This window comes from Candidatus Benthicola sp. (genome assembly GCF_058719085.1).
In genome coordinates, this window is sequence record NZ_JBZQEK010000135.1 from 18654 (window position 1) to 31317 (window position 12664).

The 12664-nt window shown below is 67.9% G+C and carries 10 protein-coding genes and 1 pseudogene; 3 read left to right on the plus strand and 8 right to left on the minus strand.

The genetic code is table 11. The features are described from left to right. Positions 1–71: 71 nt before the first annotated feature. From AC36XV_RS10290 to AC36XV_RS10310, 5 genes are all read right to left on the minus strand, one after another. Complete coding sequence (locus AC36XV_RS10290) at positions 72–374, minus strand: hypothetical protein (protein WP_492203594.1); 303 nt, start codon at positions 372–374, stop codon at positions 72–74. Between the two features lie 130 nt (positions 375–504). Then, the gene (locus AC36XV_RS10295; protein WP_492203595.1) at positions 505–1329 is read right to left on the minus strand and encodes an ABC transporter permease; all 825 of its coding nucleotides are present in this window, start codon (positions 1327–1329) and stop codon (positions 505–507) included. Then, a complete protein-coding gene (locus AC36XV_RS10300; protein WP_492203596.1) occupies positions 1326–2258 on the minus strand; it encodes an ABC transporter ATP-binding protein in 933 nt (310 codons plus the stop codon). Before AC36XV_RS10300 ends, AC36XV_RS10295 begins: the two co-directional genes overlap by 4 nt. 45 nt (positions 2259–2303) lie before the next feature. Continuing rightward, a complete protein-coding gene (locus AC36XV_RS10305; protein WP_492203597.1) occupies positions 2304–2666 on the minus strand; it encodes a hypothetical protein in 363 nt (120 codons plus the stop codon). An 81-nt stretch (positions 2667–2747) separates the two neighbouring features. Then, positions 2748–5072, minus strand: coding sequence for a tetratricopeptide repeat protein (locus AC36XV_RS10310; protein ID WP_492203598.1), 2325 nt, complete (start codon positions 5070–5072; stop codon positions 2748–2750). A gap of 119 nt (positions 5073–5191) precedes the next feature. Between AC36XV_RS10310 and AC36XV_RS10315 the strand changes: the two genes are divergently transcribed. Together AC36XV_RS10315 and AC36XV_RS10320 are read left to right on the plus strand one after the other, a co-directional pair. Then, positions 5192–6772, plus strand: a complete 1581-nt coding sequence (locus AC36XV_RS10315) for an MltF family protein (RefSeq protein WP_492203599.1) — start codon at positions 5192–5194, stop codon at positions 6770–6772. Beyond that, a complete protein-coding gene (locus AC36XV_RS10320; RefSeq protein WP_492203600.1) occupies positions 6769–7557 on the plus strand; it encodes a sulfite exporter TauE/SafE family protein in 789 nt (262 codons plus the stop codon). The genes AC36XV_RS10315 and AC36XV_RS10320 overlap by 4 nt, the downstream gene beginning before the upstream one ends. Here the strand turns inward: AC36XV_RS10320 and AC36XV_RS10325 are convergent. Together AC36XV_RS10325 and AC36XV_RS10330 are read right to left on the minus strand one after the other, a co-directional pair. Beyond that, a complete protein-coding gene (locus AC36XV_RS10325) occupies positions 7554–8156 on the minus strand; it encodes a hypothetical protein (protein WP_492203601.1) in 603 nt (200 codons plus the stop codon). The genes AC36XV_RS10320 and AC36XV_RS10325 overlap by 4 nt on opposite strands. After that, on the minus strand, positions 8153–9838 hold the full coding sequence (locus tag AC36XV_RS10330; RefSeq protein ID WP_492203602.1) for a M28 family metallopeptidase: 1686 nt from the start codon (positions 9836–9838) through the stop codon (positions 8153–8155). Before AC36XV_RS10330 ends, AC36XV_RS10325 begins: the two co-directional genes overlap by 4 nt. A 207-nt stretch (positions 9839–10045) precedes the next feature. Here AC36XV_RS10330 and AC36XV_RS10335 point away from each other — a divergent pair, with 207 nt between their 5' ends. Next, on the plus strand, positions 10046–12328 hold the full coding sequence (locus AC36XV_RS10335) for a family 20 glycosylhydrolase (RefSeq protein ID WP_492203603.1): 2283 nt from the start codon (positions 10046–10048) through the stop codon (positions 12326–12328). 21 nt (positions 12329–12349) lie between these two features. Here AC36XV_RS10335 and AC36XV_RS10340 read toward each other — a convergent pair. Beyond that, positions 12350–12664, minus strand: a pseudogene (locus AC36XV_RS10340) (2-iminoacetate synthase ThiH); the annotation flags it as partial.

Consider the following 12664-nt stretch of genomic DNA (forward strand, 5'->3'; position numbering starts at 1 on the left):
CGCAGGCCGTCGGATTCAAGAGATCCTGTATCGAGGTAGGGTAAGGAAGGTCAACGCACGAGGAAAGTGGGTCAGTCCCGCTCGATCTTGGCGCGGAATCGCCGCAGGATCTTGGGGCGGAACGGGTCGTCCTTCGGCACCTCCTCGATCAGGCGCCCCACCCACCGGAGGATCATCCGGTCCGACTCGCGCCGTAGACGCCCGGCCTCGGGCAGCCGCTCCAGGGTGACGAGCAGGATCTCCGGAAGGTGCGCGTCCACGTAGTCCCACGACCGGCCGAGAAAGCGACCGAGACCGTGCTTCGCCTCGACGGCCTGCGCCGCGCTGGTGAGAAGTGCATCGGGATTCGACGGCCAGAACGCCCGTTCGCTCATGATCCTCTCGGGTTGAGTGTCCGGGAGTCCGGCGATGCACGGGACGTGCCTGCACAGTTCGTGTTGCCCCATAATCACTTAGGGATCATGAACCGTGAAGGCGTGGCCTCGAATCCACAGCGGGTCGGGCTCAGAGATCGCGTTTCCGGACCCACCACCCGCCCCCGACGACGAGCGCGGTGATCCACACGAGGGTGCCGAACACCGCCGTCCCCGGGTCCGCGAGGTCCGGCGGGGGTCGATCCTGGCTCGCCGCGAGCTCGGAGGCCCGTCGGAAAGCCTCGGGATCGTAGAGGAGGTAGTCGCGAAGCTGATTGAAGGTCGTGATCGGCGCCCACCGGAGCACGGGACGGAGCCCCTCGAACAGGCTTCCGAGGCCTCCGACGAGCAGGCGCTCCCCGAAGGCGAACCACGCGAACCAGACCGCCATGGCCGGACCGGAGGACCGGATGGCCACCGACATGAACAGGGCGAGCGCCACGTAGCCGATCCCGGTCAGCGTCATTCCCCCGATCGCGGCCAGTTGCGCGGACCCGAAGAGGACGGCGTCGTGTCCGGCTTCCGTGCCGGCGAGGGCGAAGCCCACCCCCACCAGGACTCGCAACAGCAGGAAGAGCAGGGTCAGCAGCGGAAGCAGCAGTACCTTGGCGGCATACCATTGAGACTTGGACAGGCCGTCGATGACGTTCTGCCGAGCCGTGCGCCACGAAAACTCGGCCGCCACCAGCAGGATCGCGAGCACCGAAGCGAAGATGAAGCCGATCATCACCTGGTCGCCGAGGATCTGGGACCAGGCAGTCGGAAGGGAGAACGTCCCTTCGGGGTCGGCCTGCGCATCCCGGTACGAATCGAGCAGGTCGGCGAAGGTGATCAAGGTGAACAGGCCCACCGTGACCCAGGTGGCCGGACGTTTCCACATCTTCCGCATCTCGTTGCGAAGCGCGGCCAGGATCATGCTCCACCCCCTGCATCCCGGTCCCCCCCCGCCGTGACCTCCATGAACACGTCCTCGAGAGACCGCGATTCGAGGGCCAGGTGCGACAGGTAGACGTCCCGTGCGGCCAGCCACGCGTTCAGCGCGGCCAGGTCACCGTCGTCGACCGCGGCGATCAGGCGGTCTCCCTTCCGCCTGACCTGACCGGCGGCGGGATACTCCGCCAGCGCCGCGGCGAGACCTTCCATGTCCGCGGCTCGCAGGCAGGCCACCCCGTGCGAGGTCACGTCGGCGACGCTGTCCTGCCGGAGGATCCTCCCGTGCTGGATGATGGCGACGTGCGTGCAGATGCGTTCCACCTCGGACAGCAGATGGCTCGACAGAAAGATCGTCTTCCCGCGTTCCGCCAGTCCGCGGATGATGTGTCGGATCTCCCTCATCCCCTCCGGATCGAGCCCGTTGGCCGGCTCGTCGAGGATGATGAGCTCCGGGTCGCCGAGCATGGTGGCCGCCAGCGCGAGCCGCTGCTTCATCCCGAGCGAATAGGCCCTGAATTTCTGGCCGGCTCGCGCGGTCAGACCCACGAGGTCGAGGACGCGGGCGATCTCGAACCGATCGCCGCCCTTCACGTTGGCGACGATCCGCAGGTTGTCTCTTCCGGACAGGTAGGGGTAGAAGTTCGGGGTCTCCAGGGTCGCGCCGATCCGCCGGCGCGCGGCGTGTAGCTGGGCGGCGCTTCCGCCTCCGAAGAGCTCGAAGCGACCCGCGGTCGGGGTGATGATTCCGAGCAGCAGACCGATGGTGGTCGTCTTTCCGGCGCCGTTGGGGCCCAGGAATCCGAACACCTGCCCCCGCTCGACCTCGAACGAGATGCGGTCCACGGCCGTGGTCCCGCGATAGCGCTTGCTGAGTTCGTGCGTCCGGATGACCGGCGGGGCTGATACGCTCATGCAGGGAAGAACGGCATGGGCGTCAACGAGGTTTCAACGTCCGCGCTACCGCTGCCGTGATGCCACCATGACGAGAGCGAGAAGAACGATGGCGCCCATGACGATCCAGGGTATCACGTCGCCCAGCGTGCCCGCGAGCCCTCCACCGGACTCCTCGAGGAAGACCACCACGCCGATCAGCGCGGCGATTCCACCGGCCACGCTGAGAGCGAGAATACGCCGCGACGGCGGCACGCCGCTCGCCTCTCCCGACAGAGCCTGCAGCGCCTCGTGGACGTCCCGCTCCGGCGTGTCCGGGTAACTGCGCTGGAAGTCCCGAATCGTCTGCTCCAGCTGCGTGGCGAGCTCCCTCGCTCGCGCGGACATGCGCGTCCGTTCCGTCGGCGGAATGATCGGTACGTAGGCCATGGCTTCCTCCACGGTGCCGTTCGTCTCCCTGCTGCTGCAAGTTCGCCTGCCGGATCGGCGGACGCGAGCCCGGGGCGACGGTCAGGGAAGGCTCTGCCACTCGGACAGGAGAGCCCGCGCCCGCGCCGCGGCCGTGTTGTCGGTGTCCGCGTTTCTCCACACGTGTACGGCCCCGTTGAGGTAGCGCCGTCCCTCCCTGCGCTCTCCCATGTCCGCGTACAGGAGCGCGAGCTCGTACAGCACGCGGGCGTCCGCCGGCACCATGGAATACGACTGACCGAGGGCGGTCGCCGCACCGTCGAGCTGTCCGGTTTCCCGGTAGCATCGGCCGAGCGCCAGCCACGGGCCCCCACCGAGCGCCACATCCGCCTCCGCGATCTGCCCCAGGGGCATGGTCGCAGTCGCAGCCTCGTACAGCGGAATGGCCTCGTCGCACCGTCCCTGCAGGCGATGGGCCTCGCCCTCGAGCTGCCGCACGAGCCAGTTCATCGAGCCGTATCCGAACTCGCCGTACAGTCGCCGCGCGCCGGGAAGCGAAGCCTCGATGCCGCGCCCGTCGCCGAGCTCGCGCGCCAGCAAGGCTTCGCCGAGGGGAACGAACAGGTCGAGGGGAGGCTCCAGCTCCGCGCGCAACGTGTCGAGCAACGCCTCGGCTCGACCGGGGCGTCCTGCCCTCGCATACAGGGCGATGGCGTGAATCCGCTCCTGGAGCTCGGCCAGGCGGCCCTGGCTGGACCTCACGTAGCCAGCGAGCGCCTCCATGCGGGCGATGGCGCTGTCGGTCATGCCCTGGAGATCGAAGAAGGAGACCAGGCGTCCTCCGACGAGCCACATCTCGTCCGCCGTTCGCGAGGCGGACACCGCCTGATCGTAGTACTCGCGGGCCGCGTCGAACTCGCCGGTCCGCTCCGAGATGTCCGCAAGCGCCACGAGAGACGGGAAATCGGCCGGGTCCACGAGGAGCGCTCGCTCGAACTGCTCCGCGGCCCCGGTGAAGTCACCCTGCTCCAGGTGCAGCTCGCCGATCGCACGGATCGGCGCCAGCCGTTCCGGATACCGTTCGGCATAGCGCTCGTACGCCCGCTCGGCTTCTCCGCTGCGACCGGCGTTGCGATACGCCCGGGCGAGCAGCTGGACCCGGCCCCACGAGGAGGGGTCGATCTGCAGGGCCGTCCGGAACGCCTCGATCGCCGGACCGAAGTCCCCCTGGTTGAGGTGCACGATCCCGAGCACGTCCCAGGCGGCGGGGTCCGTCGGATACAGCTGCGTTCGCATTCGCGCGATCGAGAGGGTCTTCTCCGGTTGCCGCGTGATCTGGTAATAGCGGACCTTGACCTCGAACCGGCTTCTCTCGCTCAGCCGGTACTGGTGACGGATGGCGGCCTCGTAGGCCGCGTACGCCTCCTCGGGCCGGTTGGCCGCCAGATACGCCTCCCCGAGGGCCGCCTGGGCAAGAGCAAACGTCGAGTCGGTGCCGACGGCCGCGGCGAGGAGCCGCAGGTTCGCCGCGGCATCACGCCCCTCGAGATACTCGGCCTGGAGAAAGGCGCGGACGGCGACGAGGGAGTCGGACAGCAGCTCGCTCACCGGTAGATCGGGCGTCGCCGCCAGGTGCCCGGACGGCAGCTCGAGGTCCTCGCGAATCCTGTGGGACAGCCTGTCCACCAGGTCGAGCGGGTGCGATCCGAAGAACTCTCTCTCCTCGAGCAGCTTGCCCGTGCCGGCCTCGTACAGACGGCTCACCAGGACGATGGAGTCGGGTCGGCCGCGAACGGCGCCCGTGACGAGATAGTCGAGGAAGCGGTCCCGGGTCAGCTCGCGCTGCCGGGACAGAGGCAGGTGGTTGGGCGAGAACGGCTCGGCCGCGAGCTCCTCGCCGAAGCCCGCCACCGGCCTCAGCCAGTCATCCTGTTCGAGGTCGATCGCGAGGGCCCATGGCACGCCGATCTGCAGCCAGTCGAGGTCCCCGCCTTCCCCTTCGTTCTTGAACGCGAACAGGGCGATCCGGCGCGTGAACTCGCGGTCCGGAATCCGGCGCTCGAGGCTCTGGCCTTCCTCGTCCACCACCGTGACCGGGCTCGTCGCCGATCCGAGATCCCTGGTGTGAAACAGCGCCCACATGGCCGTGGCGCCGACCAGCAGATTGAGCCCCACTCCGATCGTCTCGAAACGCGTCCACCGATCGCGTCCCGGCGCGCCGTGCGTCCAGGCGAGCAGGGCGACGGCCGGGAGCAGAAACAGCCACGTCAGGGCCACGAAATCGGTGAGATGGGGCGACAGGACCCAGTGGCCCACGGCCCAGTCCGTGAACTCCACCGCGATCCACCCACCGGCGAAATAGGCTCCGACGATCTGGGGGACGCGACGCCGCAGCAGCTCTGCCCGGGCATGGGACGTGTCGCTCAAGATACTCTCGACTTGGCTGAGGGTGAGACGCGGTTGCATGTTACGGTCATGCCCGCTCACTGGTGAATCCGCGGCAAGATTCCCGGCCTCTGCCGGAAGCCGCAAGCCCCGGGGGAATCATGGCCCATCGATCCTGGAACCGGACGGGAACGGGACATCGCTGGCTGGCGACCACCGCATTCCTCGTGGCCCTCCTCGGCTGTGGCGACGGACGGCGCGATGCAGACGGTTCCTCGGACCCTGCGTCGGTGGACGCAGGGCGCGAAGCCGTCACCGAGGCCGTCCGAGGATCGGAAGGGATCGAAGTCGATTCGGTTCGGAGCCTGCTGACGGTCCTGGACAGTCTGCCCGCGGATGTGCAGGAGGCTCTCGCGCCATGGACGGGCGACCTGTCGGGCATGGTGGAGCGGCGTGTGGTGCGGCTTCTCACCGTCCACGAGCCGATGTTCTTCGGCTTCGATGGCCGAAAGCAGTACGGCATGGTGGCGGAGGGGGCTCGCGAGCTGGAGGAGTACCTGAACGAACGGCTGGAGCGTCGCCGATTCAAGGTCGTGGTCCTGATTCAGCCGGTGGCCCGTGACCTGCTGATTCCATTTCTCGAGTCGGGGCGAGGCGACATCGCCGCCGCCGGGCTGACCATCACGCCCGAGCGACTCGAGAGGGTGGATTTCACCCGGCCGTTCGCGACGAACATCTCGGAGATCGTGGTCACCGGGCCGGGGTACGAAGGGGCGGCTCCCGCGAGCCTCGAAGAGCTGAGCTCCGTGGATCTGTTCGTTCGACCGTCCAGCAGTTACTGGGAGAGCCTGCAGACCCTGGACCGGCGCCTCCGGGACGAGGGCCGCGCGCCGTTGAAGCTTCACCCGGTGGACGAGGTGCTGGACGCCGAGCAGCTGCTGGACCTGGTGAACTCCGGGAACCTGGCGGCCACGGTCGTGGACGCCTATCAGGCGACCTTCTGGGGGCAGATCTATCCGAATCTGCAGCTCCACCCCGAGCTGGAAGTGCGCACCGGGGGCGAGATCGCGTGGGCGATCCGGAAGGACAGCCCCGAGCTCATGGAGGCTCTGGACGGATTCGTACGGCAGCACCGCGAGGGAACGCTCACCGGCAACATCGTGATGCGACGCTACGCGCAGGATACGACACGCGTCCAGCGCGTCCGACGGGCAGAGCACGAAACCGTGCTCGCCCGGCTGAGGGGCATGTTTGAGGCGCACGCGTCCACGTACGAGCTCGACTGGCTCCTGCTCGTGGCACAGGCGTTTCAGGAATCCCGGCTCGGCGCGGACACGAAGAACCGGCATGGGGCGGTCGGCATCATGCAGATCAAGCCGGAATCGGCCGCGGAAGCGGGCGTGACCGATGTGAGCACGGACAGCAGGAACATCGAGGGAGGTGCCGCCTACCTGCGGCTCCTGATGGACCGGTACCTCGACGAGGGCGATTTCACGCCCACGAATCACCAGATCTTCGCGATGGCCGCATACAATGCCGGTCCGAGCCGGATTCGGCGCCTCCGCCGGAAGGCCGCGGAGGCGGGATACGATCCGGACCTGTGGTTCGACCACGTCGAAGTCGTGGTGGCGCGAGAGGTGGGATTCGAGCCGGTCCAGTACGTCAGCAACATCATGAAGTACTACGTGACGTTCACCCTGATGGTCGAGGACCGCGCCATCGAAGAATCGAGAACCCGGTGAACGAACCCGCGTCCTGGGCACTCCTGTTCGGGGCCGGGACCGTGGCGGGAACGATCAACGTCCTCGCGGGCGGCGGGTCGTTCCTCACCCTGCCCCTGCTCATCTTCCTCGGACTCCCGGCGACGGTGGCGAACGGCACCAACCGCATCGCGATCCTGGTGCAGAACGTGGGCGCGGTGTGGAGCTTCGATCGGCACGGCGTGATGGACTGGAGGTGGGTGAAGCGGGCCGCGCTGCCTGCCCTCGCCGGGGCGGGACTCGGAACCTGGGCGGCGGTTCGGCTGGGGGACGCTTCGTTCCAGCGGATCCTTGCCCTCCTCATGGCGGCCTTCGCCGCGTTGATCCTGCTCGACCCGGTTCGGCGGAGGTTTCGGAAGCGCTCTCCCGCGGAAGACGGTGAAGGAGCTGAATCTCAGCCCCGGCTGAGGGGCGTGGCGTTCTCGATCGCCTTCTTCTTCGTCGGGGTCTACGGGGGCTTCGTTCAGGCCGGTGTGGGCTTCTTCATCCTGACGCTCGCCCTCCTCGCCGGCCTCGACCTCGTCAGGGGAAACGCGCTCAAGGTCCTGGTAGTCCTCGTGTTCACCCCTCTGGCGCTGTGGATCTTCGCCCGGGCCGGCAAGGTCGACTGGGGGATGGGAGCGGCGCTCGCCGGAGGCAACCTGCTCGGGGGTCTGCTCGGGACGCACCTCACGGTGCTGAAGGGCCACGCGTGGGTGAAGCGGGTCGTCGTCGTGATGATTCTGCTGTTCGCGATCCGTCTCTGGCTCTCGCCGGGCGGGGCTTAACCCGCCTCCTCGGCCCCGCTCGCCTCCAGCTCGGCGAGCGAGTTGCGATACACCTGGGCGAGGACACGCTGCAGCTCCAGCACCATTCCGAGCCCCGAGGTTCCCTGCCGGACGGCCGCCCGTGGGTCCTCTTCTGCGATGCGGATGAGATCCCCCATTCCATCCACCATGCCGTCCTGCATCCGCTCGTACAGGTCCTGAATCTCGTAGACCTCCGAGATCTCGCGCATCGTCTCGAGATCCAGGTACTGGACGGCCTGACTCATCTGCGCGCTCTGCCAGGCCGCCGTGGAGAGGAGGGAGACCTCCAGACCGATATCGGCGTCGCCCGCCTCCCCCCCGCCTTCCAGCTCGTCGAGGACGCGCCGGGCCTGCTCCAGCCGTTCTTCGTTCTTCGGGGTCGTCCGCTCCAGCTCCTCGAGGTTCGAACGGATCTCTTCGACGACCGAGCGGAGCGCGCGCTCGGCGAGCTCACGCCGGTCCCGCCCCTCGCGCCATTCCTCCGCTGCCAGCGCGAGAACGACGGCCAGGAAGATGAACAGCGCCTCGATCAGGAGGTCGGGCAGCCGCCGACGGAGTGAAATTCGCTCACCGCTCACGGACCGTCTTCCTCAATCGCCCCGTACCCCATCATCTCATCCCGGACGGCCCTGAACTCCGTTCCCTCGCGCCAGTTCGGCCATGCGTCGCCGGTCGCGAGCGCATGGCCCACTCCGAAGAAGAGTCGCAGGTCCTGGACCGCGCCGACCAGGTTCCAGTCCGGATCGTACTCGTCCGAGGGCTTGTGGTAGTGATCGCGCGTGTACTCGTCCCGCCTCTCGCGCGCCCACTCCTCGCCGTGCTCCACGTCCTGGATCCCCGCGTCCGGATACAGCGAGGGTACGCCGCGCTTCGCGAACTCGAAGTGATCCGACCGATAGTACGAACCCTTCTCGGGCTCCGGGTCGGGCGACAGCGTCCGTCCGACCTTCCCGGCCTCGGCCGCCAGCACGTCGTCCAGCTCCGACATGCCGTAGCCGACGACCGTGATGTCCCCGGTGGGACCCCAGATGTTGAGCCCGTCCATGTTGATCGTCGCCACCGTCGATTCGAGCGGCACCACCGGGTTGGCGGCGTACCATGCCGTTCCGAGGAGTCCCTGCTCTTCCGCACCCACGGCCATGAACAGGACGGAGCGCGCCGGCGTCTTCTCGAGGGCACGGAACGCGCCCGCCATCTCGATCAGTCCGGCGGTCCCGGTGGCGTTGTCGAGCGCCCCGTTGTACACGCTGTCGGCGCCGAGCGCTGGATCCGTCCCGAGGTGATCCCAGTGCGCCGTATAGATCACGGTCTCCTCCGGACGCTCCGAGCCCCGGAGCACGGCCATCACGTTGCGCGTGGTCGAGCGCTCGATCTCGTTCCTCAGGGTGAGCGAGAGACCGAGGCCGAGGTCACGCGGCGTAAAGCCTCGTGTGGCGGCTTCCGTCGCGAGGACATCGAAGTCGAGACCGGCCTGTGCGAAGACCGTGCGCGCCGTCTCTTCCGAGAGCCAACCCTGAATGGCGGCGAACGGTTCGTCACCGCGCTCGGCCAGCATGAACTGCGGCCCGGTCCATCCGGACTCCACGACGGCCCACGGATACCCCGCCGGACCGGTCTGATGCACGACGAGCACGCCGGCGGCTCCCTGCCTCGCCGCCTCTTCGTACTTGTAGGTCCAGCGGCCGTAGTACGTCATGCTCCGCCCGTTGAACAGCGCCTCGTCACGCGTGGCGTATCCGGGATCGTTCACCATCACGACGACGGTCTTCCCTCGCACGTCGAGCCCCTCGTAGTCGTTCCAGTCGAACTCCGGCGCCACGATGCCGTAGCCGACGAAGACGAGCTCGGATGCCTCCAGCGCCACTTCTTCGACCAGCCGCTCGGTCACCGCGACGTAGTCCGAACCGTACTCGAGACGGTTCACGGTCCCGCGGCCGCGGATCACGGCCTCCATGGCGGGATCGGCCGTGAGCGACACGAGAGGGACCTCCTGTACCCAGCTCGACCCGTTCCCCGGCTCCAGTCCCAGGGCCTCGAACCGCTCCGTCAGGTATCGGACGGTGCGCTCCTCGCCCCAGGAGGAGGGCGCCCGGCCGCCCATGGAATCGGCAGCGAGGTCCTGAATTCCCTGCGCCAGCTCGTCGACCGTGATCCCCTCCGCGGCGGCATCGAAGCCGTCCCCCGTGTCGCACGCGGCCATCGTGGCGAGGAAGGCCGTGACCAGGAACATCGCAGCCGTGGTTCGGGCGTGTCGCATCATGTATCGTCATCCTTTCTGGCTCGGAACTCGAAGCGGCTTCTGACCCATGGGAGCCGACAATGTAGGGACTGGGCTCGATCGCGAAACTCTCGTGCGCGGACCGAACGTCCCCCGGAGGCTCCTTTGAATCGTGCATGGCATTCGCTTTTCGTCGCGTTGATGGTCTCGGTCGCTGGCTGCGGGCCGGACGCTGAATCACCCTCCCTCGTGCCGCTCCCGGTCGACATCGAGCTGCGTGGCGGAGGTTTCGACCTGACGAGCGATGTCACGGTGTCCGTCTCCGATCCCGACGACGTGGACCTGATGCGGCTGGCCGAGCTCGTGGCGGCGGAGCTCCGGACCACCACCGGCCTTCCGGTCGCGCTTTCGGACGCGGCAGCGGGAAGCCTCCGGCTGTCTCTGGACCCGGAGTGGCAGCCCCCTTACGGGGTCCCGCGGGGCCCGACCGGTCGGGACGAGTCGTACCGGCTCACCAGCGGCCGCGGGGGCATCGAGATCCGGGCCGGCACGCATGCCGGGCTCTTCTACGGCACCCGCACTCTCCTTCAGCTCGTGCCGGCGTCTCGAGAACGACCGGTCACCGTTCCGTCGGTCGAGATCACCGACTATCCGCGTTTTCCCTATCGCGGGCTCCATCTCGACGTGGCCCGGCACTTCTTTCCGCCGGATTTCATCAAGCGGTACATCGACCTTCTGGCGCGCTTCAAGCTGAACGTCTTCCACTGGCACCTCACGGACGACCAGGGCTGGCGACTGCAGATCGACCGGCATCCGCGGCTCACCGAAGTCGGTGCCTGGAGAGATGAGACGCTGCTGGAGAAGAACTTCGACCCGTACGTCGGGGATGGGCGGCCGCACGGCGGCTTCTATACGAAGGACGAAGTGAGGGACATCGTGGCGTACGCCGCCGACCGGTACGTGACGGTCATCCCGGAGATCGAGATGCCCGGCCATGCCGTCGCCGCCCTGGCCGCCTATCCCGAGCTCGCCTGCACACCGGGTCCGTTCGAGGTGGCGACCACGTGGGGCGTGATGGAGGACATCTACTGTCCGCACGAACGGACCTTCGCCTTCCTCGAGGGGGTGCTCGACGAGGTGATGGAGCTCTTCCCGTCCCCCTACATCCACGTCGGAGGCGACGAGGCCCCGAAGCGCCGCTGGGAAGAGAGTCCCGCAGCCCAGGAGGTGATTCGCCGCGAGAACCTGGGGGACGAGCTGGAGCTGCAGAGCTGGTTCATCCGCCGCATCGAGCGTTATCTCGCGGACCACGGACGCCGCCTCATCGGTTGGGACGAGATCCTCGAAGGCGGACTCGCGCCGCGGGCGACCGTGATGTCCTGGCGCGGCACGGAGGGAGGCATCGCGGCCGCTCGCCAGGGACACGACGTCATCATGACCCCGACGAGCCACCTCTACTTCGACTACTACCAGAGCCGCAGCACCGAGAGCGAACCATTGGCGATCGGCGGATACCTGCCGCTCGAAACGGTCTACGCCTTCGAGCCGGTTCCAGCCGCCCTCGCGGAGGCCGATGGCCGGCACATCCTGGGGGCGCAGGGGAACGTCTGGACCGAGTACCTGAAGACGCCCGAGCAGGTGGAATACATGGCCTACCCCCGGACGGTGGCGCTGGCCGAGGTCACCTGGAGCCCGGAGGGCCTCAGGAGCTGGAGCTCCTTCTCGGAGCGTCTTCCGGGGGCGCTCGGTCAACTGGACGCCCTGGGCGTGGCGTATCGCATGCCCGAGCCGGCGGGCCTCCAGGATCGCCTCACCCTCGACGGTCACGTGCGCGTCGAGCTGTACAGCCCGCTGTCCGGGGGAGAGGTGCACTACACGCTGGACGGCGAGGAACCGTCCGCCCGGTCACCGGTCTATCGGCGGGCACTCGAGCTGCCGGTCGACTCCGGTGGCCTGACCGTGTCCGCCCGCTTCATACGCGCCGACGGACGTGAGGGACCCGTCGCCCGGGCGACCTACGCCCGGACCCGCCTGCGTGGAGGGCTCGACATCGATGGTCGCCTCCTGCGACCGGGCCTGGCCGTCGAGTACGTCGAGGCGATTCTCGGTTCGGCCTCGGAAGTGGACGGAGCGGCGCCCGCGTGGGTCGGAATCTCACCGCGGGTCGAACTGTCCGGGGCGGAGAGGGCGGAGGGTTTCGGCCTGCGCTTCCATGGGTACCTGCAGGTCCCGTACGACGACATCTATACGTTTGAAATCACATCAGACGACGGATCACAACTATATATTGGCGATCAACTTGTGATTGACCACGATGGATATCACGGGGCGAGTGCGAAGGAAGGCTCCGTGGGCCTGTCCCGCGGAGTTCACCGCCTCCGGGTCCTCTACTTCCAGGCCGGCGGCGGCAGGGCGCTGGGGCTTCGGGTTCGCCGTGGATACGGACCGCCGGAGCCGGTGCCTGACGCCTGGTTCCACGTAGACGACCGGCTGGACGCGAGGGGAGCGTCTCCCGCCTCCGGGGGTCCGTGAGAGGGCGGGCTCCCTTCTTCCTCAGTCGTACGCGACGGTCAGCTGCGCGGTCCTCACGGCCTCCTCGATCTCCTCCACGGACCGGGCATCGGCGATGTCGAACTGCGCCCGGTGTTCACCTCCCGGGTCGGTCGCCGACGCATACCCTCCCGGGGCCGTAGAGACTCCTGCGCTCAGCCGCGTCACCCCGTACCGGAGGAGCCGGTCTCGGATCCACGCCGGCTCCCGCGTGGTGACGGTGAGGTGAGCCTCGGGCTCGACCCGACGCAGAAACAGGAAGCTGCGGAGGAAGTCATCATCCGTCACCGGGTGAGCCGGAGCGTAGTCGTGATCGGC